The organism is Empedobacter sp. GD03797 (genome assembly GCF_029842105.1).
Classification (GTDB): domain Bacteria; phylum Bacteroidota; class Bacteroidia; order Flavobacteriales; family Weeksellaceae; genus Empedobacter; species Empedobacter falsenii_C.
Genome location: NZ_JAOCFS010000004.1, coordinates 1 through 22878, shown reverse-complemented (window position 1 = coordinate 22878; position 22878 = coordinate 1). Strand labels below are relative to the sequence as shown.

Here is a 22878-nt window from a genome sequence, read left to right as displayed (position 1 = left end):
TTTAAATAAATGAAGAATGTTCTTTATTGTATACCGATTCCACCACCGTTTTGCTCTGTTTTATTTTGCTGAGCTTCGGCTCTTGATTTAACTTTTCCTCCGAAATTGTATGTAAATCCTAAGTAAGCTGTTTGAGATTCCCAGTTAAAGTTTGCATATCCATAATATGGATCATCCATATGAACTCTTGCTCGCATCGTTTTGAAAACATCATTAACACGAGCTGATAAAGCTGCTTTTCCGTCCATAAACGTGTAACGTAAGCCTAAATCCATTCGCCACATTTCTAACATTTCTCCTTGCAAAAATTTAGTTTTGCCTCTAAAGAATCCAAATTGTTGTAAACTTAATTTTTTAGATAAATTATACGTATTATTCATACGAGCAGAAAATACATTTGCTGTAATTTTCTTGTGATCATTTTGCATCTCAGAAGAAGTGAAATCTCCTGCCAAATAAACATTCATCCATTTAGCCAATTTATAATTCCAGCTTGCTTCAACTCCAAATTTATTTACTTTATCGTAGTTCAAATTGTACTGAATAATTGCTGACTCGATATCTTCATCCTTTTTGAATGATTGAATGATATTATCTTTTACACTTCTGTAAAATAAATTCGCAGAAATAGAACCTTTTGTTAATTGTTTTAAATAACCAATTTCATAAGAATCTGTATATTCTGGACGAAGATTTGGATTTCCTTCGCTCGACATTAATGCTGTAGAATATTGAGGAACTGGAGTTAATTGATAAATTCCTGGTCGATTAATTCGTCGGCTATAGTTTAATGATAATTGCGCTTTTTCAGTCAAATCATACGTTAAGAAAGCCGAAGGAAATAAATCTGTATAATCTTTTTTCAGAGTTCCTGCTTCATTTGGTGAATAAAACCAATCTGCATTATCTTCAACACGCTCTAAACGTAATCCAACTTGCGCTCCAAACTTATTAAATTTCTGTTTGTAATTTGTATAAGCAGAATAAAACGAACGATCGAACTGAAAATCTACTGACGGATTGTATATATTTCCATTAAGAGGATTTGTTAATTCTTTAGTAGAATCCATATCATTATCATTAGACTCTTTACGATATTGAATTCCTGCTTCTAACTTTCCTGCATTTTCAATTTGATTGGTATAATCTAAATTAATACGAGTTGTTTGCGTTTTATCGTAACGATATTCTTGATAAAACTCGTCTTTTGGAAATGTATTTAAGTAATCTCTATCATCATCCTCTTTATTAATCGAATAAAATGCATCTAAAACAAGATTGTGATCTTTTTTATTGAAATCTAATTTATAATTCAAACTATAATCAGAACTTCTCGAATCTGACCAAATATCATTTCTATTTAATTTATTAAAATTAGTTTTTAAAACATTTGTATTGATTAAAGCAGCATGATCTCCATCCCACTGATTAGTATAAATCGTTAAAGCATTTTTATCATTGATAAACCAATCGAATCCTGCTTTATATGATAAATTTCTATTTTTTGTATTTTGAATATCAAATAATTGATCAATTTGATCATCATAATTACGACCAATACCATTTTGTTTTGATGGACGATCAGCGTAATTAATATTTCCAAATAAATTGAATTTCCCTACATTCACATTTGTATTCAATGATGTATTAAAACGGCTTTTCTTCCCTTGTTCATAACCTGCAATTAACCCAATATTATAACCTTTCTTAGTTCCTTTAACCAAAACAATATTGATGATTCCAGAGTTTCCATCCGCTTCATATTTTGCTGAAGGATTGGTAATAATTTCAATTCGTTGAATTTGATTCGAAGGAATTTGCTTTAACAATTGCGCTGCTGACTGAGAAGAAGGTTTACCATCTACAAAAACTTTTACATTCTCGTTTCCTCTTAATGACAATGCTCCTGTTTGTTGATCCACATTTACAGACGGAATATTATTCAGAACAGAAGCAGCATCAGATCCAGCAGATACCAAATCGTTCCCAACTTCAACAATACGTTTATCAATTTCATTACGATATTGAGAAGTTTGCGCACGAACAAATGCACCTTTCAGTTCTACGGTTTCCGCTTTTTCTACTTGTAAAATGATGTTACCTAAATTTAATTCACCTCCTTTTACCTCTGCAGTTGTTACAGATTGTTGATAACCAAATTCTGTAATCACCAAACGATAATTTCCGTCTTCCAAATCTGGAATCTCAAATGTTCCGTCTTCATTTGCATACACTTCATCGAATAATTCTTTTGAATCTGCTTTATAAATCTGAATTGCAGCCATACCAACCGCTTCATTTTTTGCATTTTCAATCTTTCCTTTCACAGGATGTTGTTCCTGTGAGAATCCGTAAATAGAGCAAACGGAGAAAAGAATAGCTAAAGTAAATTTGTTTAATCTCATAGTTAATATTTTTTAATAGTACTATGTTTTACATAATACATAATAAGAGTTGTCCGTACTTTTTCCTAATTAGACGTTTTAAAAAATGTTTTGTTACAAAATATTTAAACTTTTTTCAAATTTTTCAAGTACTATGTTTTACATAATACGTAAACCTAATCGTTGCATGATTTTACTAATAAGACGCAACAACTTTCAAAATGTTACAAGAATTTTTAATTTTTTTTAAAAATTTTTTTCCTCGACTGAAAAACTTACATTTATCATTCAATTAATATTAATCAAAAAATTGCTAAAACATTGAGTTCAATTGTCATATTAGGTGCGGGAAATGTTGCGTTTCACTTAACTCGTGCATTAATCGAAAACACTTGCAATGTTCGACAAATTTTCAATAGAACATTAGAACACGCTAGAGAAATCGGAGAAGCAAATAGAATTTCGTATACCGATAAAATTTCTGAAATAGAAAAAGCAGACATTTATATTATTGCGAGTGCCGATTCTGGAATCGAAGAGTTTTCTCATTATATTCCGTATGATGATGTTTTGGTTGTGCATACTTCTGGTTCGTCTCCAATGTCTGTTCTGAAAGGCGATTACCGAAAAGGCGTTTTTTATCCATTGCAAACTTTTTCGAAAGAAAGAACAATGCGTTATGATAATATTCCATTTTTCATCGAGGCGGAAAATTCTGAAGATTTGAAGAAATTGAATGAATTAGGGAATCGTATTTCAAACGAAGTTCATGAACTAAATTTTGCAAGTAGAATGCAAGTGCATATGACAGGTGTTTGGGCAAATAATTTTGTCAATCATTTATATTATATCGCTGGAAATATTTGTGAGCAAAACAATGTTCCGTTCGATGTTTTGTTACCTCTTATACAGGAAACAGCAAATAAAGTCATCGAAATGAGTCCAAAAGATGCGCAAACTGGTCCAGCAAAACGTGGAGATCAAGTGATTATTGATCGTCATTTAGAGGCCTTACAAGATGATTCGAGATTATTACAGATTTACCAAATATTGACAGATTCAATCAAACGAGTTTACGAAAAATGATAAGTTATAAAGAAAAACTAAATAACATTAAAACCGTTATTTTAGATGTAGATGGAGTTTTGACAGATGGAAATTTAATTTTATTACCAACTGGCGAAATGGTGAGAACAATGAATACGCGCGATGGTTATGCAATGCAATTAGCCATCAAACAAGGAATACGAATTGCGGTGATTACAGGCGGAAGAGATGAAGCTGTTGTGAATCGTTTAAAATATTTAGGCTTAACAGATATTTACGTGAACAAACGTGATAAAGTAGAAGCCTTTGAAGATTTACTTTTTTCTTATGGATTAGATCCTGATGAAATTGCGTATATGGGCGATGATTATCCAGATTTAGCTGTGATGAATTTAGTAGGATTATCTGCTTGTCCAAATGATGCGTGTATGGATGTCCGCAAAGCGTCGGAATATATTTCACCAGAAAATGGAGGAAAAGGATGTGTTCGCGATTTATTAGAACAAATCTTGAAAGTTCAAAACAAATGGTATAATGTAGAAGAAGTAGCTTCTATATAAAAGAATTGAACAAATTAAATATTTAATTTTCTGCTTAAAATCGGTATTAAATCTATCACGTTAAGAAAATGTTCGAATGTAACGTTAAGAAGATTTTAGCCCGTTGGGTTTTTAAAATCTTTAGTGAAATGAAAACATTTTTAGTGAATAGATTTACAGCCTTGACTTTTTTGTTTCGTTTTTGTGTCAAGACAAAAATGAAAGAAGTATAAAATTTTAGTCAGAAATAACAGATAAGAATTCATCAGAATAACAAATCATAAAAATGTTATTAACAGAAAAATTAAAAGATACCAATATCATTTTGGCATCACAATCGCCAAGAAGAAAAGAACTTTTAGCTGGATTAGGATTACAATTTTCGACAATTTCATTGGATATTGACGAAACATTTGATCGCAACGAATTCAAGAAAGAACAAATCACCGAATATCTTTCCGCTAAAAAAGCCAAAGCTTATACGGATATTCAACCAAATGATTTGATTATTACTTCGGATACAACTGTTTGGGTTGATGATGAGTCGTTAGAAAAAGCTTCGAATAGAGAAGAAGCGTACGAAATGATTAAAAAATTAAACGGAAAAACACATTCTGTTTATACATCAGTTACGATTCGTTCTTTAGAGAAAGAAGTTACTTTTTCGGACGAAACGCAAGTGACTTTCGCAGATTTAACGGACGAAGAAATATATTTCTATATCGATAATTACAAACCTTTTGATAAAGCCGGTGCTTACGGCGTTCAGGAATGGATTGGTTACATTGGTGTGGACAATATGAATGGAAGTTATTTCAATGTAATGGGACTTCCTACGCATAAGCTATATAAAGAATTGGTAAAATTCTAAACATATCATCCAGCTTCGGCTGGATTTTTTTATTCTACAATTATCGTATTTTTGTTTTTCTAAAAAATCAATTTTATGAAGGTCGGTTTATATTTTGGATCATTCAATCCTATTCATGTCGGACATTTAATTATTGCCAATCATTTTCAACAATTCACCGATTTGGATCAGGTTTGGTTTGTGGTTTCGCCTCAAAATCCGTTGAAGAAAAAAAGTTCTTTGGCAAATGAATATGATCGATTAGAAATGGTAGAATTAGCGATAAAAGATTATCCTAATCTGCGTGCGTCGAACATCGAATTTACGTTACCAAAACCGTCGTATACAATTGATACGTTAATTCATCTGAACGAAAAATTTCCTGAACATGACTTTGCACTGATTATGGGTTCTGATAATTTGGATGGAATCTCGAAATGGAAAAATGCCGATATTTTAATGCGCGATTATCAATTGTATGTTTATCCGCGTCCTGGTTATTCGCAAGAAGAAAATTTCGATAATGTCGAAATGGTTGAAGCCCCTTTGATGGAAATTTCTTCTACATTTATCAGAAATGCAATCAAAAATGGAAAAAATATCAAGCCTATGTTACCTCCAAAAGTTTGGGAATATTTGGATGGAAGTAATTTGTATGGTTAATTTTTTAATTTTAATTTAATAATTTGAGTATTTCTGATTTAAAAAAATGGATAGCCTTTTCTATTCTTCCAATAGTATTAATTTTTTTAATAATTAATTCTATCATAGATATAAATACTTCTGAAAGCAATTTAATTAAAGGAAAAGTATCAGAGATTGGTTTAACTGAAAGTATATATAGACAAAAAAGTCTTCGAAATCTTTCTAATAAAAAGATGGTGTTTTTTCTAAAATTGGAAAATGATTCAAATAAATATTCGTATTCAATCAAAAAACACCTTATAACTCAAAAAATTAAAAAAGGAGATTATGTAAACATTTATTATGAAAAACCTCAAAAATATCAAAATACAATTTCTATCATTCAATTAGAAAAAGGCAAAAATATTTTAATATCAAAATCTGAATTTAATCAAACAAAATATTTCTTAATTACAGTTTTCTCCACTTCTCTAATCTTATATACACTAATAATTTATCGTAAACTAAAAAATCATGACAAAACAAGCTACTATAAATAATTTAGACGAATTAGTTCCTTTATTTGATGCGTATCGTCAATTTTATAGTAAGAAATCTGATGTAAAAGCAGCGGAAGAATTTCTAGAAGCCAGAATTGTAAATGATGAATCGGTTATCTTTTTAGCCTATAATGAAGACGAAAAAGCAGTTGGTTTTGTACAATTATTTCCTTCATTTTCATCTACACGAATGAAACGTTTCTGGATTTTGAACGATTTATTTGTTTCGCCAGAATTTCGCGGACAAGGTTTTTCAAGAGAATTGATAGAAGAAGCAAAAAGTTTATGTCGCAAAACAGATGCTTGCGCGATGTTGTTAGAAACCAGTGTTACGAATGATATTGGAAATTCGTTGTATCCAAGTGCTGGATTTCAATTACGCGATGATGCTAATTTTTATGAATGGGAAGTTTAGCCAAATTGACGTTTCAATTCGTAGATAATATCTTCTAAACCATTTAGTTTTATTTCGTAAACGGTCGATAATAAAACGCCTAATTTTCCTTTCGGAAAACCACCTTTACCAACAAACCATTCCAAATAAGAAACAGGTAAATCGCACAACAATCGCCCTTCGTATTTACCGAAAGGCATTTTTGTTGTGACAATTTCTTTTAATATTTCGGGACGAAATCCTTCCATTATTTTGCTACAGTTCCTTTGTACGTCGACATTCCATCTTTGAAATTCTTCGCATTTTTGAAACCTTTTTCTTGCATTTTTTCTGTTGCTAATTTTGCTCTAACACCAGATTTACAATAAATGAAATAATTCTTTTTTGTATCTAATTTCTGAATTTCTTCTTCGAAATTTGGATTTTTCACATCAATGTTTACCGCTCCAGGAACATGACCTTCAGCAAATTCTTCAGGTGTACGAACGTCTAACAAAACATTCTTTTTGTTCTTGAAATTGATTTCATTTACATTGTCTAAAGTCGAAGTTACTTCTTCTATTTTCGCTTCTTTTCCTTCTGAACTTGACGAATTACTTGCACAAGAACCTAAAAAAAGTGTTCCTGCAATCATTGCAACTCCTAAAATTTTATTTACCATTATATTGATTCATTGTATTCCCTAATCCTTGAAAAATAAACGACAAAACTGCATCAGCAGCCAAATTTAATCGTTCATTCATTTTTTCATTTTCTTCTGCCGACCAATCGCCTAATACGTAATCCACTTGTTTACCTTCCAAAAACTCATTTCCTACACCAAAGCGTAATCGCGCATAATTTTGTCCGCCAACTTTATTCTGAATATCCTTCAAACCATTGTGTCCACCATCGCTACCTTTTCCACGCATACGAATTGTTCCGAAAGGCAAGTTCAAATCATCTGTAATGACAAAAATATTTTCTAGCGAAATATTTTCTTTTTTCATCCAAAAACGAACTGCATCCCCACTCAAATTCATGTATGTATTTGGTTTTAACAACGTAACTGGACGCGCTTTGTATTTGAATTGAGCCACTTCACCAAAATTTGATGGCGAAAATTTAGCATCAACTTTTTTAGCAACTTCTTCAACAATCTTGAAGCCAATATTATGACGAGTATTTTCGTATTGAGCACCAATATTACCAAGCCCAATAATCAGATATTTTTGCATGAAACAAAATTACATCTTTTTGCAATGATTCGAAATAAATATTTAACTTCGCTTTAAAATCTACTAAATTGGTATAGATTTTGAAAATACAAGAAATCGATAAAAATTTATCATGAACAAAATAATTAGCGTTTTTATATTATTTATTGGAATGAATGCGTTTGCGCAAAATATTCCGTCGGTGATGAAAACTGAATTTCCCGCTGCTGCTTTGCAAGATAGTGTAGTTGATTTGGATGGAAATTCGACAACTATAGAAAAAGTTTTTTCGAATTATAAAGGAAAAATTGTTCTATTAGATTTATGGGCAACTTGGTGTGGAGATTGTATCAAAAACATGCCAGCTTTGAAATCGTTGCACGAAAAAAATCCTGATGTAACCTTTGTTTACCTTTCAATGGACAAGAATGAGGAAGCTTGGAAAAATGGTATTGAAAAATATCAAATTGAGGGTCAACACTTTTACTTAGGAAACAACTGGAAAGGCAATTTTGGCACAGGGATTGATTTAAATTGGATACCGAGATATTTGGTTCTTGATCAAAATGGAAAAATTGCAGATTACTACAGCGTAAAAGCTGATGATCCTAAAGTTCAAGAAACAATTGATCGTTTAAGAAATAAATAGTTTATAGTTTACCAACCAAATGGTGATTGAAATTGAAAAATCAATCACCATTTTCTTTTATTAATCATTAGAAATCAATATCTTTCATAGAATAAAAATAAATATTCTATAATTTTTTATAGATCATTTTTTGTATCAAACTTTTAGTTATTATTGCATTGATTTTAATACCCTTTTTATTTATATGAAAATATGCTTCGTAATGTATCCTTGGGACAAGGTTGAACCAGGAAAAGACACCACTATGCGAATTATTAAAGAATGCGTAGATCGTGGATTTGAAGTATCCTATTTAACAAAAAAAGATATCTCTATTGCCAAGGGCAAAGTTGTAGGAAACTGCAAAAAGATGATAACTACAGAAACAAATGATTGTGTTGAATTTTATCACACCATGAAATTTGAAAGTAGTATAAAAGATTTGACCGAATTTGACATAATTTTTATGAGAGCCGATCCACCAATTGATCCGCTTTTGTTGAATATGTTAGAGTTAATTGAAGAAAAAGTTTTCTTCGTTAACAAAATTTCGGGATTACGTAAAGCAAATAACAAAATATACGCTGCTTCTTTTGATGATGGTCAAGAAACAATTGTTCCTCAAACGCTTATTACAAAAGACATCGATTTGATAAAATCGTTTGTAGAGGAAAATAATTTCGAGAAATTTATCATCAAACCATTAGACGGAATGGGAGGTAAAGGAGTTATACTTTTCGAACGAAAAAATATTGGTAACTTAAGCTCGATCTGCGATTTTTATATCAATCATACCGGAAATTCTCAGCCTATTATTTGTCAAAATTATATAGAAGGTGCAGAAAAAGGTGATGTTCGCGCCATTGTGATTAATGGTGAACCGATTGGTGCAATTATGCGTGTTCCTGCAGAAGGCGATCACCGTTCTAATATTTCGGCTGGTGGTTCTGCGATTAGACATGACATGAGTGAACATGAGTTAGAATTGTGCCGTAAAATAGGAAAACAACTAAATGAAGATGGAATTTATTTTTGCGGAATCGATTTGATTAACGGGAAAATGGTTGAGCTAAATGTCGTAAGTCCTGGAGGAATTGTTCCTCACAATAATGTAAACAATAACAACGAAATTCAGAAACAAATTGTGTCGATGTTATTGGAGAAATATAAAGAATTTAAAGCATGAAATCCATAAGTATACAGCAAATTTTAGATAATATTGAGAACGAAATTGTATTTGAAGCTTATGCAGAAGACGAATCATTCAAAATAAAAATCGACGAATACATTCCTTACGTTTGTGCTGCCATTCATGATGGTGGACAAATGCGCGAAGATATTCGCGAAAAATGTTTATTAAGCAATTATGAACGTTGGTACGAGGAAGATCCGCATACAGCTGAGTTTGTAGAAACTTTTCCAATCTTAATTCAAGGTTGCGATTCTCGATTTGAATACGATCTAAATCGTGGTCCAGAAACTGCTGTGTACGAAGAAGCTTGGGGAAAACAGGTTTGGAAAGAGCCTTTGTCGGTTTCTCAAAAACAAAAAAGTATTGCAAAACATCACGCTTTTTATGAAGTTTTAGAAGCTTTAATTAACAAACTTGAAACTAAATTTAAATCGTGTTTGGTTTATGATATTCATTCGTACAATTGGAAACGTTGGGATCGTCCGGTTCCTGTATTCAACATTGGTGCAGAGCGAGTTGATAACGAACGCTACGGAAACTATGTAGAAAGTTGGCGCGATGAATTAGCGAATATTGAGTTAGAAAATATTCACAATTATTCAGCAATTAACGATGTATTTTATGGACGAGGATATTTGTTAGAATTTGTTACAAATCGATTCAAAAATACATTGGTTTTAGCCACAGAAGTTTCAAAAATTTATTGCGATGAATTGACTGGAGAATCTTTTCCAGAGATTATTAACCAAATAAAAGAAGGTTTCAAATCGGCGATTCTTAACCACGCTTACGAGTTTGTAAAAACGGAAACGACATATAAAGTAGGTTCTAAGCAAGTGAATATTTTGCACAATGAATTAGAATCTGATTTGGTCAAAATTGATAAACAATTGTATCAATTGGTTCAGAATTTTGAGCTGTTAAGTGTTATCAATCCAATTAATTTAGAATTTGAAAAGAAGAAATTCTTAGCTTCAAAATATACATACGAACCACAATTTAAGTACAATCCGCTTAACATTGATCCATTCGAATTTAAACGAAAATTATCGAATATTAAAGTCGAAAAAATCAATGATATTAGTATTCAAAATATGTATGTTAACACGATTAACGCTTATTTTGACAAGGTAGATTTGTTGGCGAATCTTGGTACGGATAAATTTCTGTACAATTCGTTGCGTTATTTTGGCGAACCATCTAAAAAAGATATCGAAAACGCGAACTTTATCCTTTATTGTCCCGAGTTTAGAATGGATAAACAAGGAAATTATACAGAGGAAGAAGTGGTTAATCTTTTTAGAAATGCTACAAATGATTATGGTTTCAAATTTGACATCGAAGTTTCGGATGATATCGCATCAAAAGCGCTTGTGATTAATAGCAAAAGAAAAGTTGTGATTAAGCGTGGCGTTAAGTTTGATAAACGTTTTACAAATGGTTTAATTGAGCACGAAATTGGAGTTCATATGGTGACAACGATGAACGCATTGGATCAACCATTAAAAATCTTTAGTATTGGTTTACCTGTGAATACGTTGACGCAAGAAGGTTTGGCGATTTTAAGTGAGTATTATTCTGATTCTATTAATCATAGCCGTTTAAGAGAACTTGGTTTGCGCGTTATGGCGGTACATATGTTGACAAATGGAAAATCGTTCAACGAAACATTTATGACGTTGATGGAAGAATACAAAATGCTACCAGAAGACGCATTTTATCTGACAACTCGTGTTTATCGTGGTGGTGGTTTTACAAAAGATGCGCTTTACTTGAAAGGTTTGAAAACAATTTTGAATTATGTTGATCAAGGACGTTCTTTGGATAACTTATTGATTGGAAAAACTTCGGTTGAATACATTGATACAATTGACGAATTAGTTGAACGTAAAATGATTAATAAACCGAAATATCATACCAAAATTTTCAAAAAACATCTTGAAAATCCAGAAATCAATCCGATTTTACAATATATTTTTAATGGAATAAAAGATTAAAAAAAATAAAAACCCACTCAAATTTGAGTGGGTTTTGTGTTATTATGAACTTATATTTAATCTTTTTCCTCAATTCTCTTATCAAAATAAAATAATACAATTCCTAATGCAATAATACCTAAACCAAATAAACTTTCTTTTGGTTTTTGCATCAAAACGAAATAACAGATGTATAAACTAAATGCTAAAAATATGGCAGGTAAAACATAAAAGAATTTACTTTTGATAATGGTTAATTGATCTTGTTTGATGAAGAACGCTGTACAAACTGCTAATGTTGCTAATATTTGTAAAACGAAAGATGTGTAAGTAAAAATCACTTCAAAATCTCCTGAGAAAATCAGCAAAATACTAATTGCTGTATGCACCCAAATTGCGCGAACCGGAATTCTATTTTTATTCTCTTTCGCCATAAAATTCCACAATTTATTTTCACGCGCTGTGGCTTGCGTCAAACGAGAACCAATCCACAAATAACCACTAATCGTCGCAATCAATTGCAAAGCAATAAAACAACTCACCCATTTTACATTATTTCCAAGTAGATTACCAAACGAAATATTCGCCACATTTTCTTGTCCAACCAAAGCTTCTGATGATGAATGTTTCAAGAAAACATAATTTAATAAAACATAAGAAATCGTGACAAAAATAACACCTATAAATAACGCTTTTGGTAAGTTTCGTTTTGGTTGCTCAATTTCTTCTACGATATATGAAGCCGAATTCCAACCTGTATATGCGAAAGTGACATAAACCAAAGAAGTCGCAAATGCTGGAAGTAATAGTTCATTTTTCCAAGTCGAATCAAAAAGTACCGCGTTTGGCTCAACTGCTGGAGCAAAATAAAAACCTAAAGCAATTAAAACGATGATAAATACAACTTTTAGAATAGTAAAAACATTCTGAAATTTACTACTCAAATTTAGACTGAATGATTGAAAAACTGCGACTATCAAAATCATTGCTATTGCAAATTCTTTTCCTAAATCCAATCCAAAAACATTGAGGTATTTTCCCATTGCCAAAGCCGCTAAAGATATTGGAGCAGAGAAACCTACAAACAAAGAAATCCAACTTGATAAATAACCAAAAACGGGATGAAATGTCCGAGATAAATAAATATAATCTCCACCTGATTGTTTAAATTTTGACGCTAATTCCGAATAAATAAATGCGCCAATCAACGCTAACAATCCTCCTATTGCCCACAATAATAAGATAGAAGTTGTATTTTTTAGATCAGAAATTTGATAACCCAAACTGGTAAAAACACCTGTTCCGATCATATTCGAAATCACTAATGCTGCTGCGGTTTTCCAACCAATTTTTGAATGTGCCATACACAAAAAAGTGCCAATTGAATGTTTGAATTTACATTAAAATTGACACTTAGAATATTTTATTATTGATTAAAATTTAAAACTTGCACGCGCAAAATAATACGCTCCTGTCATCCCCATTTGCACCGGTGCATACGGAAAAACTCCATAATAAGAATTTTCGTAAACTTGCTTGTCTGGGAAAACATCAAACAAATTATTTGCACCAATTGTAAAGTTGAAATTCTTTGTAATATCATAACCAATCGAAGCATCCGTCACCACTTTTCCCGTGTGTTCTTGGATACTTCCCCAAGGATATCCATCTTTTGTCACTTTTCCGAAATACGTGTTACGTACCATAAAATTGAATCCAGAAATTGCATAATTTAATCCTAAAGTTGCTTTTGTTTTTGGGCTTAATGATTCGATAATATTGACTTGATCAGGACCAAAAAATTCTTCTGTTGGAATTGTCAAAGCTGTTGGAAAATGATAACCGACAATCTTTGTTTCATTGATATTTCCTGATAAACTTGCATTCAATTTTCCTCGACCTAAACGAGTATCATAGGAAATTACTAAATCCAAACCTTTGGTTTCAGTATCAATTGCATTCGTAAAAATACGCGCTGTCGCAACATTATATTTTTCTAAAGCAGGATCTGTGATATCAGAAGTCAAGACAATTCGGTCATCAACTTTTATAAAATATCCATCCAATGTGATGAATAATTTTGAAGTCGGACGAAATGTTAAACCTAAGCTTGCATTGATTGATTTTTCTTCTTTCAATTTATCCAAACCAATTTCTTTCGACAATTCAGACTCATTTCGGATAATTCCTTTTGTTACCAAAACTTGATCACCATTATCATTCAAGAATAAATCGGTATATGAATTACTGAAGTATTTTTGTTGTAGAGAAGGCGCTCTAAATCCTGTCGAAATCGCACCACGAACCGAATATCCTTTTGCATATTCATATCGCATCGCTAATTTTCCGTTGATTGTACTTCCAAAATCTGAGTAATTTTCGAAACGTCCTGCTAAATCAGCCGTAAAATCTCCAAATTTCAATTCTCCATCTACATAAGCCGCAACAGAATGACGATCACCTTTTACAGCATTTAACGGAGAAAATCCTACAAAAGATTCAGATCCAGAACCTGAGTAAGAAGCTTCATCTCCAGCTTCGATTTTATATTGTTCAAAACGATATTCTCCTCCAAACGCTAAACTAACATTTTGGTTGATTCGTTTTGAAAAATCTAAATTGACTGTATTTTGTAAAAATTGATGTTTCCCTGCGTAAAAATCGGTTGGAGAATTTAAACCTAATGATTGATTAATTGAATTTTCTAAATCATATTTGAATGAATTTAAACCAAAAGTATTACTCAAGTCAACTTTCCATCCATCATATGAATAACGTAATCCTGTCGAATTTGAATAATCATTTACATTAGATTTTAACGTTGCTTGAAAACCATTTGGATAAATTTTTAACGCATCTTCAGACAATTCGCTTGGCAATCTTCTAAAACCGAATCCATTTCCTTGGCGTAATGAAACGCCTCCAAATGAATAAAAATCTAATCGATCATTAATCGCCGTTTCAGCATTTACAAAAAATTGTTGATTTTTGATTGCCGCATCTCCAATTTGAAATCTAAAATCTTTTCTCGAAAGCCCTAAAGCAGCAATTTTAGCGTCATCCGCAGCTCTTGCAGCATCTGGATCATCTGCAAAATCGTAGGCGAAATTATCTCCAAAAATATCTAAATTATGATCTTTCGAACGATTCGTTTTCTTGCGCTCACTTACAACTGCCGAAAAAACAATCGAACCCGATTGTCCTAATTTCGTTCCATAACTGCCGTTAAAATTGTACGTTTCTCCATCATTTCGAGAAGTCTGACCATACGTTAAAGACGCGTCACCACCTGGTTTAGATTTCAAAACAATATTTACAACCCCCGCAATCGCATCAGAACCATATTGCGCAGCTGCACCATCACGTAAAACTTCAATTTTATCAATCGCTGAAATCGGAATTGCGCCTAAATCTGTTCCTACAGAACCATTCCCTACCGTATTTTGGTAATTCACTAAAGATGTTGTGTGACGACGTTTTCCATTAATCAAAACCAAAACCTGATCTGGTCCCATTCCACGCAACGTCACAGGATCGATATGCTCCGTTCCATCGGCAGATGATTGACGAACCGAATTAAAAGAAGGAATAACCACATTCAAAATATCATTCACACTCAATTGAGGAGAAGACGTTTTCAATTTCTCAACATCGATAATATCGACAGGAACCGACGAATTAACCACCGTTCTTTCTGATGTACGACCACCGATTAAAATAACTTCGTTAAGATTTGTTTCCTCTTTTTCAACTTCTTGAGCGAAAAGTGTAGATGCGCAAATAAATGCGAATGAAGCAAGTAAAAATTTGTTTCTTTTCATTTTTAATTTTCATAAAACTCTCAAGAAACCAACAGATAAAAGTGAAATACTTTTACTCATCTTTCCCTCTAATAGGTTGGATTTAGCACCTTAGATTATAAGTCATCTGGTTGCTAAGGTTTCACAGGGCCAATCCCTCCACCTTTCTTGATAAGTTGTGCAAAGGTAATGTTAAAAAATGAAAAAGCAAATAATACTCTATCAATTTTATAGAGTTATTGAATTAACAATGAAATATCTAATTCTTGACTTTCATCCAAATTCATCATTGCATTGATTCGTTTGAATGATTTAAAATTAACTAAATCTGAAACCTTTATATTTTTCTGAATGATTTCGCCTGATTGCAACAAAGCTTCTCGCATTGTTCCTTTCAACAAAAAAGTTCGTGGCGTGACCCATTGCGAACCATCAAAAAAAACAATATTCGAATAAATACAATCTGTAATATAATTTGATTTTACCAACACCAAATCATCTGTTTCTGATTCTTTTAAATACTCATCAAAAAACCAACGATCTAAATATTTGTAGGAATAATCAATTTTATTTTCGATTTCAAAAAGTTGAATACTTTCAATTGGTTTGATTTGATACGGTTGAAATTCTACCGATTGAATTTCTCGATCATAAACAATTCTAACTTTATATTTTTCATCCGTTAAATCTGTTGGAAACTTAATAATTTCGTTCAATAAAATCGGATTGATTTCAGTAAAATTATCATTTCTTGTCCGATCAAATCTCGCTTGATGAAATTCTAAATTTCGAAGTTGTTTATTCACACAACAAATCGATTCAATAAATTGGAACATATACTTTCTGAATTAATTCTTCGTATTCTGCTTTCGCTTTGCTTTTTGCCGTTATTCCTCCTCCACTCTTGAAAAACAATCCGCCTTGATTATTTTCAATGAAACGAATCATCACAGCACTATCAAGATTTTCGCCATCAAAAATACCGAAAACACCTGTATAAAAATTTCGATGATACTTTTCTGCTTCTAAAATAATTTCGATGGTTTTCTTTTTTGGAGCACCACAAATAGAACCAGCAGGTAGAAGTTGATCGAAAATCGTTCCTAAGTTTTGGTAATAATCATCATTCAAATCACCTTTTATCTCAGAACTCACTTGTAAAAGTGTTGCATCATTTGTCTTCACCTCATCGATATATCGATAATTTGTCACCTCAACATTTTCGGAAACAAGGCTCAAATCATTTCTGATTAAATCGACAATTGTAGCATGTTCGGCAGCTTCTTTTTCATCATTTAAAATGAGTTGTTTCGCATTTGGAATCGAGGCATCAATAGTTCCTTTCATTGGGTTTGAAAAGATTTTTTGATCTTCAATTTTCACAAAACGTTCGGGAGAAAAACAAACAAATTCATCTTTATATTTCAATTTATATTTTGCTTCAGAAAACTGAAAAATTTCGTCTAAAGACAAATCAGTTTCGATTTTTGTTGGAAGCGTTAAATTCGTTAAATATGAATTTCCAAACAAAAGATTCTCATGAACATAATTGAATTTTGGCAAATATTCGTCAAAGGAAATCGGGAATTTATTGAATTTAAAATCTTTCTGAAAAGATTCTTTTTTTCGCGAATCTATTTCAAATTTTATCTCATCAGGTAATTCATTTAACGGAATTACTTCTCCATTTTCTTTCAAAAAATCGATCATAAAAAAAAAGGGAACTTTTGCAGCTCCCAATTCATTCATTTTCGTAAAAATCGAATGCTTTGCTAACATTCGATAAAATTAATATTATTCTTGATTTGTACCAAGTAGATCAATTTCTGTTTTTTCATCATCTGTCAAAATCATATCTTTTAACATGAAATATACCGGAATGGTGAGGAAAATTTATTCTTTTTTGGCAGTAAGGAAATAAGAACATAGAAAAGCTCTATTACAGTCTTGGGTTTTGATGTTTGATTTGTATAATGTATTATATAATTAAAAACATTTTTTTCCATTTGGCAATAGTGTTTCTGCTTAATGAAAAATTATTTGCCAATTGAGTATTATTCAGATTGTTTTTTTTCTGATAATCCAATATCTTAAGAATATCAGATTTGCTATAAGAGCGGTGTTTTTGGTTTTCTGCTTGTTTTTGTTTATCAACAATACCAAATATTATTTTGTTAAGTTCGATGATGTCTAAAACCGAAAGATTCTCCTTTTTCAATAAGGGATGACATTCCGCTTTCTTTTCTGGGTGTTTGTTGAGGATATCTGAATAAATTTTTCTATAGTTGGGCTGATTATTTTTCATATTTATTTTTTGTGTATTAAACTATTACCTTATCTTCTTTGTTTGAAGTATTTTTTTTCAAAATGTTCATTATAAAAAAACTGCTAACCATATTTTCAACAGTTAGCAGAACTTGAATTTAGGTTTAAAATGGTTTAGTTAAGTCCATCCTCTTGGTTTATGGTTGCTTATTTTATCTCGCTATATTTACTTATCCATTTGTACAAAGTAGTTTTTGGTATTCTGTACCGTTCTATTACTTCATTTTTTGTCATCTTACCATTTGAAATCTGTTCTAGAATAAAATCGATTATTTCCTTGGTATAGATATTTTTTCGGAATTGCGGGAGTGATGATTTTTTATTATTTTCATTCTCTTCTTGTTTGACTGGTGGTGCATACAAAATAAGATGCTGTGTGTATATTCTAAAAAAATCATATTCTAAGAGCTTGCTCCATTTCAATAAAATTTCTGTATCTAAACTTTTAGCCTGATACATTTCAGTAACTTCTTTTTCTTTGCATTTAAAGAAGTTACAGATACGGGACATTTCTATCCCGCTTTCTGTAACTGCTTTTTCAATCATTTGTCCTATGTTTATTTCTTTGAAAGTCATTTGTTTGTGTTCTTAGAATCGCTTTTTTAAACGAGTTTTTTATAATTGGTATAAAACCTCACGGGTTTTGGAAATCCGTGAGGTTTGAAAATCATTTTGTGTTATTAGAATCGCTTCTTAGTTTATAGGTAATGCATAAAAGAAATTTTCCCAGTTTCCGGCATCGAATCTATAGCTTGTAAGTGGGGGTGTTGGCTGGGTAGCAGTCAGTGTAACATCATTATATAGCGGTATGTTTTTTAAAAAAGTGTAAAGTGTAATGCCTGCGGGATTGGTTACATTCACAATTAAGCTTCCTTGTATCATATTGAGACTGGTATTACCTCTGTTTTTAACCATCCTACCTCCAAAAGCAGCTGCAGTACCTGCACCAGATTGATAACTAAAACCTGTTGTATCAATAGATGTATTTGATGAACTGAAAAATACTGGTAAATAATAGCTGTAACCCAATGGATATGAAACAGGTAAATATACTGATATACCTAAATATACAGCGTATTTTCCGGGTTTTAGATTTATTGTTGCACCTATCAGTTTATAAGGAACTGTTGCTACTACAGCAGGGTCATTATCAGAAAAAACTCGAGGTGGAGCAGAAAACCTCCCTATTACAATATCTCGTTTACTGATGTCCTTCCATGTAGCAAGTCCATTTGCGTCTGTTTGTAAAACTCTTCCAGTCTTTTCATTACCATCTACTAATCTAAAACCTGTATTATATGTAGGATTTGTTAGAGTTGCATCAACGGATCTAATATCCAACTTAGTATCAGGATGTATTGTTCCTATTCCCATTTTTCCGTCAGGCATTACAATTACATCATTATTTTGTTCTGCAAAAGTAAAGGTACTTCCAGAAGTAGGATTGTTTTTGTCCGCATCAATGTGAAAAGTTCCTTGGGGATTACCTGTATTTACGCCCACTTGAGCCGAAAGTCCTCCACAAATTATAAAGGATAATATGAATAATATATTTTTTTTCATTGTAGTTAAATTTTAGATATTACTTGTTAACAGGAATTGCATAAAAATAATTTCCTTTTGCATTTGGATCAAGCGACCATTGCACGCCAGATGTAGCACCACCATATCTCTTAACATTATCTAAGAGTAAATAGAGCGTAACAGATGGAGCAGTTACCGTTATGTTGGTTGTTCCAGCAAAAAAATTAGGAGAATTTGCCGTTTCATTCTTGATTAGAGCAGCTGCATAACCAGCATTAACATTACCATCCTGAGAAAACCCAATCTGTTGTCTTACAACTTTATCGGTAGATACAAGACCATGTACCCATGTTCCATCACCAATATTTACATTCATTGTATTATTCAGTCTCAGTCCTGTATTTACAATCCAATTGCCCGTAGTTAATTCAATTTTATAATTGGTATATCTATATTGACCACTATTTTCATCAGACGTAACAATTAAGCCAGGTGTTTCTATAGTGCCGACTACAGCTCCTTTGGCTGTTCCCAAGATTGTCCATTTTGCATTTCCTTGATCGGTAGTTGAAGTAAGCATGGCACCAGCCGATTGAGAACCATCAATCAATTTGAATCCGGGTACAGGCACTGCAGTAGTTCCGCCTGTCTGTATTTCTAATTTAGCAGTAGGGGTTATTGTTCCAAGTCCTACGTTACCGTTTTGTAGTACGGTAACATCATTTAGTTGTTGTGCTGGTGTATGTGCGGAACCAGTTTTAGGGTTATCTTTTCCTCCATCAATATTAAAAACACCTTGAGGGTTTGGAGTATTAATTCCGACTTGTGAAAATAAAGTTCCACAAAATAAAGATGAAATGAGTATAATTATATTTTTTTTCATTGTAGACATATTAAATTATTATGCTTATTTATAATATTATTACTTTTAAGCTGGATTAATGGGAACTGCGTAAAAAATATTTTCTGCATTTGTAGGTGTATATTGCCACGCTGCACCTGTTGCACCAGCAGGAGTTGGAATGTTTTCTATTAAAATATGCAAATCTACACCACCAGGTCCTACATTAATTATTGAGCTTCCTTGTATAAAGCTACCATTATTGTCATTAGCTGTACCTGAAATATAATTTGAACCTCGTATAATAACACCACCAAACGAAAAATCAGGATTATTGGTTACACTCTCAACTGTAAAACCAGTTTGCGAAATTGTTGTTGGACTGGAAGAAATATATCCATTAAGGTAATAACTACTTTTGTAATCAATTGTTCCTCCTGAAGCTACATAGTTAAACCTCATACCAACATTAACGATCCATCTGCCTTCGGGGATATGCAACGTTTCCCCTGTGTTGATGAATGTGGCACCTGAATTATCCGAAGAAATAGTAGTCGACGACGACTGATTTGCAATTGGTGATATTGTAGATGTTACCCCTAAATTCAGTAACTTCCAAGTTCCTATACCGTTTGCATCGCTAATCATTGTATGCCCTGCGGTCTGGTTGCCATCCACAATTTTTATATCTGGTTTTGGTGAAGTTGATGTACCTCCAGTAACAACGGTGAATTTAACATTAGGTGAAGTTGCCCCTAATCCGACATTTCCATTTGCGAGAACTACCACATCATTAAGTTGTTGTGCTGCAGTTGGTGTTAAAGAACCTGCATTGTCTTTCTGTCCATCAATATTGAAAATACCAATTGGTTTTTCGGTTTTTATTCCAACTTGGCTATATACTGATAATGAAATTGACAAAAGTGCCAACACTAGTATTTTTTGTTTCATTTGTTTTAAAATTTGAATTAATTTTTTCTAATTACATACTCGAAATAAATTCAACCACAGGCGGAGGACGAATAGAGAAATAGTTTGCACCATTTTAGGAGAATGTCGGTGGACAGGTTTTCCTGTAGATATATTTGTTTTACTTCTTCTTCCTCACATTTCATAAAATTACAGATGCGGGACATTGCTATCCCGCTTTCTGTAACAGCTTGGTTGATTAAAGTGCCTATATGAATATTTTTAAAATTCACCTTTTACATCAATAGATTTTATTGCAACTTTTTTTAGTTACAGATGTGGGATATTGCTATCCCACTTTCTGCAACCTCTCTCTCATCATTTGTGTGATAGGGAATTTTTTTTGAAGTTCATTTATGTTGTGTTTTTAGAATCTTAGTTTACTGGGAATGCGTGTAGATAATTTTCCCAGTTTGTGGTAACAAAACGCCATTGTTCTGTAGAGGCAGATTTGTTTTCTATCATTACATATATCGTTGTACCTGCTGGGTCTGTTACATCAATTACATTTACACCTTGTATTAATACAGGAGAACCGCTCCAAGTATTTCTTATCATTCTTCCTCTTATTTGGTTGTTACCGATAAAATTAAAAGTCGTATTTTCTAATACTGTTTGATTTGATGATAAATATAGTCTAATAGGATAATTTTCTCCATTAGCAAGTCCTGACGTCACAGAAATCGTTAAACCAACGTGTACCACCCATTTCCCTGGCCCTAATGTTAGGTAAGTTGTAGAATATTTGGGCGTTGCGCCACCATCGGACAATACTGTTGTCTGAGATGATGGAAACTTGCCTAGTTGTACTTTTCTTGTAATATTAATCTCTTGCCAAGTTCCTACACCATTGGCATCGCTTCGCAAATATTTATTGGTACCCTGTGTACCGTCAAATAATTTGAAACCTGTAACGGGCGAAGCACTGGTACCCCCTGTTACAATATCTAGTTTGGTAGTGGGTGTAGTAGTTCCTAACCCCATATTTCCGTTCGGGAGAACGACCAAATCGTTGAGTTGTTGTGTAGCGGTTGGCGGATTTGCATTGTCTTTTCCACCATCTATATTAAAAATACCTTGTGGTGTATTGGTATTGATTCCCACTTGAGAAAATACCGAAGTATATCCTAAAAATGTACATAGTACAAGTATATATTTTTTCATTTTGATTTTGTTTAAAGCGTTATTCGTTTACAGGAATTGCATAAAGGTAATTTTCCCAGCTACTATTGTTATATCCCCACATACTACCACCTGTTGCTGGACTTACTAAAGATTTATTTTCTATCAATACATAAATCTCTCTTGGGTCTGTGCCATTTACACGGATTACCATAGAACCAGAAAGAAAATTTGGAGAACCTGGGTCAGTGGTTTTTAGTATCACACCTGCATATCCACTGTTTCCTCCAGATGGACCAAGTGGTGTGTAACCAGCTTTTGTATTGGTTGTAGTACTGGTAGATAGATAAACGTGTAACCAGTAAGGATTTTCGTAAGTACTACCTGCACCTGTGGTTGGGTAGTAGAAAGTCATCCCAAGATTCACAATCCATACACCAGGAGTAAGGGTAATTTTTGCTCCAGAATATTTTGCTCCACCGCTATTATCGGATGTTATATGAGATACTGCAGAAAAATCACCTTCTACTAGTTTCTTTGTAGCATCAAGTTTTTTCCAAGTTCCGATTCCTGCTCCACTTATAGTAGCAAGAACTCGTTGGTCGCCCTCATTTCCATCAGTCAGTTTAAAACCTCTTACTGGAGTTGTTGCATCACCACCAGTTACAATGTGAACTTTGTGTGATGGGTTTATTGTTCCAAGTCCCATATTTCCGTTGTCTAAAACCGTTAGGTCATTTAGTTGCTGTTCAGCGGTATGTGCATTTCCAGTTTCAGGATTGTCTTTTCCACCATCTATATTGAAAACACCTTGTGGATTTTTTGTGTTTATTCCGACTTGAGAAAAGGCGGTACCAGACAACAAAATAAGTGCTAAAAAGATAAATTTTATATTGTTTTTCATATT

General features: G+C 32.6%; 24 protein-coding genes and 1 riboswitch. Of the genes, 9 read left to right on the top strand and 15 right to left on the bottom strand.

Annotation, left to right across the window (positions count from 1 at the left end; genetic code table 11):
- Positions 1–23: 23 nt before the first annotated feature.
- Positions 24–2405: a TonB-dependent receptor domain-containing protein gene (locus N5D90_RS04705; RefSeq protein WP_038336379.1), complete on the bottom strand. Its 2382-nt coding sequence runs from the start codon at positions 2403–2405 to the stop codon at positions 24–26.
- Positions 2406–2705: 300 nt separating this feature from the next.
- Between N5D90_RS04705 and N5D90_RS04700 the strand changes: the two genes are divergently transcribed.
- The 6 genes from N5D90_RS04700 to N5D90_RS04675 all read left to right on the top strand — a co-directional run bounded on the left by N5D90_RS04700 (position 2706) and on the right by N5D90_RS04675 (position 6419).
- Complete coding sequence (locus N5D90_RS04700; RefSeq protein WP_038336382.1) at positions 2706–3470, top strand: Rossmann-like and DUF2520 domain-containing protein; 765 nt, start codon at positions 2706–2708, stop codon at positions 3468–3470.
- Complete coding sequence (locus N5D90_RS04695; RefSeq protein ID WP_084106935.1) at positions 3467–3991, top strand: HAD family hydrolase; 525 nt, start codon at positions 3467–3469, stop codon at positions 3989–3991. Before N5D90_RS04700 ends, N5D90_RS04695 begins: the two co-directional genes overlap by 4 nt.
- Positions 3992–4256: 265 nt before the next feature.
- On the top strand, positions 4257–4841 hold the full coding sequence (locus N5D90_RS04690; RefSeq protein WP_114998733.1) for a Maf family nucleotide pyrophosphatase: 585 nt from the start codon (positions 4257–4259) through the stop codon (positions 4839–4841).
- 75 nt (positions 4842–4916) lie between these two features.
- Positions 4917–5483 (top strand): nicotinate (nicotinamide) nucleotide adenylyltransferase, encoded by a 567-nt coding sequence (nadD, locus tag N5D90_RS04685; protein WP_280061736.1) that lies wholly within the window; start codon positions 4917–4919, stop codon positions 5481–5483.
- 23 nt (positions 5484–5506) lie between these two features.
- On the top strand, positions 5507–6004 hold the full coding sequence (locus N5D90_RS04680; RefSeq protein ID WP_280061735.1) for a hypothetical protein: 498 nt from the start codon (positions 5507–5509) through the stop codon (positions 6002–6004).
- Positions 5979–6419, top strand: coding sequence for an N-acetyltransferase (locus N5D90_RS04675; RefSeq protein ID WP_280061734.1), 441 nt, complete (start codon positions 5979–5981; stop codon positions 6417–6419). The genes N5D90_RS04680 and N5D90_RS04675 overlap by 26 nt, the downstream gene beginning before the upstream one ends.
- Here N5D90_RS04675 and N5D90_RS04670 read toward each other — a convergent pair.
- Genes N5D90_RS04670 through pth form a run of 3 tightly spaced genes read right to left on the bottom strand, consistent with a single transcriptional unit; the run spans position 6416 to position 7615 of the window.
- On the bottom strand, positions 6416–6646 hold the full coding sequence (locus N5D90_RS04670) for a DUF3820 family protein (RefSeq protein ID WP_114998729.1): 231 nt from the start codon (positions 6644–6646) through the stop codon (positions 6416–6418). The two genes, N5D90_RS04675 and N5D90_RS04670, sit on opposite strands and share 4 nt — an antisense overlap.
- A complete protein-coding gene (locus N5D90_RS04665; protein ID WP_114998727.1) occupies positions 6646–7059 on the bottom strand; it encodes a rhodanese-like domain-containing protein in 414 nt (137 codons plus the stop codon). Before N5D90_RS04665 ends, N5D90_RS04670 begins: the two co-directional genes overlap by 1 nt.
- Positions 7049–7615, bottom strand: a complete 567-nt coding sequence (gene pth / locus N5D90_RS04660; RefSeq protein WP_280061733.1) for an aminoacyl-tRNA hydrolase — start codon at positions 7613–7615, stop codon at positions 7049–7051. Before pth ends, N5D90_RS04665 begins: the two co-directional genes overlap by 11 nt.
- 112 nt (positions 7616–7727) lie before the next feature.
- On the opposite strand from pth, the gene N5D90_RS04655 reads away from it, so the two are divergent.
- The 3 genes from N5D90_RS04655 to N5D90_RS04645 all read left to right on the top strand — a co-directional run bounded on the left by N5D90_RS04655 (position 7728) and on the right by N5D90_RS04645 (position 11411).
- The gene (locus N5D90_RS04655) at positions 7728–8243 is read left to right on the top strand and encodes a TlpA disulfide reductase family protein (RefSeq protein ID WP_280061732.1); all 516 of its coding nucleotides are present in this window, start codon (positions 7728–7730) and stop codon (positions 8241–8243) included.
- Positions 8244–8427: 184 nt separating this feature from the next.
- Entirely contained in the window at positions 8428–9408 is a 981-nt protein-coding gene (gshB, locus tag N5D90_RS04650; RefSeq protein WP_280061731.1) for a glutathione synthase, read from the top strand.
- Positions 9405–11411 (top strand): flavohemoglobin expression-modulating QEGLA motif protein, encoded by a 2007-nt coding sequence (locus tag N5D90_RS04645; RefSeq protein ID WP_280061730.1) that lies wholly within the window; start codon positions 9405–9407, stop codon positions 11409–11411. The genes gshB and N5D90_RS04645 overlap by 4 nt, the downstream gene beginning before the upstream one ends.
- Before the next feature lie 56 nt (positions 11412–11467).
- Here N5D90_RS04645 and N5D90_RS04640 read toward each other — a convergent pair whose 3' ends face one another.
- The 11 genes from N5D90_RS04640 to N5D90_RS04590 all read right to left on the bottom strand — a co-directional run.
- On the bottom strand, positions 11468–12754 hold the full coding sequence (locus N5D90_RS04640) for an APC family permease (RefSeq protein ID WP_280061729.1): 1287 nt from the start codon (positions 12752–12754) through the stop codon (positions 11468–11470).
- A gap of 69 nt (positions 12755–12823) precedes the next feature.
- Complete coding sequence (locus N5D90_RS04635; protein WP_280061728.1) at positions 12824–15211, bottom strand: TonB-dependent receptor; 2388 nt, start codon at positions 15209–15211, stop codon at positions 12824–12826.
- A gap of 53 nt (positions 15212–15264) precedes the next feature.
- Positions 15265–15368: riboswitch (SAM riboswitch) on the bottom strand.
- A gap of 58 nt (positions 15369–15426) precedes the next feature.
- A complete protein-coding gene (locus N5D90_RS04630; protein ID WP_280061727.1) occupies positions 15427–16026 on the bottom strand; it encodes an aminotransferase class IV in 600 nt (199 codons plus the stop codon).
- Positions 16010–16969: an aminodeoxychorismate synthase component I gene (locus N5D90_RS04625; protein WP_280061726.1), complete on the bottom strand. Its 960-nt coding sequence runs from the start codon at positions 16967–16969 to the stop codon at positions 16010–16012. Before N5D90_RS04625 ends, N5D90_RS04630 begins: the two co-directional genes overlap by 17 nt.
- A 199-nt stretch (positions 16970–17168) precedes the next feature.
- A complete protein-coding gene (locus N5D90_RS04620) occupies positions 17169–17495 on the bottom strand; it encodes a helix-turn-helix domain-containing protein (RefSeq protein ID WP_280061725.1) in 327 nt (108 codons plus the stop codon).
- Between the two features lie 167 nt (positions 17496–17662).
- A complete protein-coding gene (locus tag N5D90_RS04615; RefSeq protein ID WP_280061724.1) occupies positions 17663–18091 on the bottom strand; it encodes a transposase in 429 nt (142 codons plus the stop codon).
- Between the two features lie 117 nt (positions 18092–18208).
- Positions 18209–19078 (bottom strand): hypothetical protein, encoded by an 870-nt coding sequence (locus N5D90_RS04610; RefSeq protein ID WP_280061723.1) that lies wholly within the window; start codon positions 19076–19078, stop codon positions 18209–18211.
- A 19-nt stretch (positions 19079–19097) separates the two neighbouring features.
- Positions 19098–19670 carry a hypothetical protein gene (locus N5D90_RS04605; RefSeq protein ID WP_280061722.1) on the bottom strand — a complete coding sequence of 191 codons (573 nt, stop codon included), beginning with the start codon at positions 19668–19670 and terminating at the stop codon, positions 19098–19100.
- Between the two features lie 297 nt (positions 19671–19967).
- The gene (locus tag N5D90_RS04600) at positions 19968–20831 is read right to left on the bottom strand and encodes a hypothetical protein (protein ID WP_280061721.1); all 864 of its coding nucleotides are present in this window, start codon (positions 20829–20831) and stop codon (positions 19968–19970) included.
- Between the two features lie 393 nt (positions 20832–21224).
- Positions 21225–22013 carry a hypothetical protein gene (locus N5D90_RS04595; protein ID WP_280061720.1) on the bottom strand — a complete coding sequence of 263 codons (789 nt, stop codon included), beginning with the start codon at positions 22011–22013 and terminating at the stop codon, positions 21225–21227.
- 19 nt (positions 22014–22032) lie between these two features.
- The coding region (locus N5D90_RS04590) for a hypothetical protein (RefSeq protein ID WP_280061719.1) at positions 22033–22878 on the bottom strand (846 nt) is incomplete at its 5' end.

Bases quoted from the DNA above. Each gene is read 5' to 3' on its own strand.
- nadD (WP_280061736.1), top strand. From the start codon at position 4,917: ATGAAGGTCGGTTTATATTTTGGATCATTCAATCCTATTCATGTCGGA.
- N5D90_RS04695 (WP_084106935.1), top strand. From the start codon at position 3,467: ATGATAAGTTATAAAGAAAAACTAAATAACATTAAAACCGTTATTTTA.
- N5D90_RS04625 (WP_280061726.1), bottom strand. From the start codon at position 16,969: ATGTTAGCAAAGCATTCGATTTTTACGAAAATGAATGAATTGGGAGCT.
- N5D90_RS04690 (WP_114998733.1), top strand. From the start codon at position 4,257: ATGTTATTAACAGAAAAATTAAAAGATACCAATATCATTTTGGCATCA.
- N5D90_RS04600 (WP_280061721.1), bottom strand. From the start codon at position 20,831: ATGAAACAAAAAATACTAGTGTTGGCACTTTTGTCAATTTCATTATCA.
- pth (WP_280061733.1), bottom strand. From the start codon at position 7,615: ATGCAAAAATATCTGATTATTGGGCTTGGTAATATTGGTGCTCAATAC.
- N5D90_RS04705 (WP_038336379.1), bottom strand. From the start codon at position 2,405: ATGAGATTAAACAAATTTACTTTAGCTATTCTTTTCTCCGTTTGCTCT.
- N5D90_RS04610 (WP_280061723.1), bottom strand. From the start codon at position 19,078: ATGAAAAAAAATATATTATTCATATTATCCTTTATAATTTGTGGAGGA.
- N5D90_RS04665 (WP_114998727.1), bottom strand. From the start codon at position 7,059: ATGGTAAATAAAATTTTAGGAGTTGCAATGATTGCAGGAACACTTTTT.
- N5D90_RS04620 (WP_280061725.1), bottom strand. From the start codon at position 17,495: ATGAAAAATAATCAGCCCAACTATAGAAAAATTTATTCAGATATCCTC.
- N5D90_RS04670 (WP_114998729.1), bottom strand. From the start codon at position 6,646: ATGGAAGGATTTCGTCCCGAAATATTAAAAGAAATTGTCACAACAAAA.
- N5D90_RS04645 (WP_280061730.1), top strand. From the start codon at position 9,405: ATGAAATCCATAAGTATACAGCAAATTTTAGATAATATTGAGAACGAA.
- N5D90_RS04630 (WP_280061727.1), bottom strand. From the start codon at position 16,026: ATGTTCCAATTTATTGAATCGATTTGTTGTGTGAATAAACAACTTCGA.
- N5D90_RS04675 (WP_280061734.1), top strand. From the start codon at position 5,979: ATGACAAAACAAGCTACTATAAATAATTTAGACGAATTAGTTCCTTTA.
- N5D90_RS04595 (WP_280061720.1), bottom strand. From the start codon at position 22,013: ATGAAAAAATATATACTTGTACTATGTACATTTTTAGGATATACTTCG.
- N5D90_RS04635 (WP_280061728.1), bottom strand. From the start codon at position 15,211: ATGAAAAGAAACAAATTTTTACTTGCTTCATTCGCATTTATTTGCGCA.
- N5D90_RS04615 (WP_280061724.1), bottom strand. From the start codon at position 18,091: ATGACTTTCAAAGAAATAAACATAGGACAAATGATTGAAAAAGCAGTT.
- N5D90_RS04655 (WP_280061732.1), top strand. From the start codon at position 7,728: ATGAACAAAATAATTAGCGTTTTTATATTATTTATTGGAATGAATGCG.
- gshB (WP_280061731.1), top strand. From the start codon at position 8,428: ATGAAAATATGCTTCGTAATGTATCCTTGGGACAAGGTTGAACCAGGA.
- N5D90_RS04640 (WP_280061729.1), bottom strand. From the start codon at position 12,754: ATGGCACATTCAAAAATTGGTTGGAAAACCGCAGCAGCATTAGTGATT.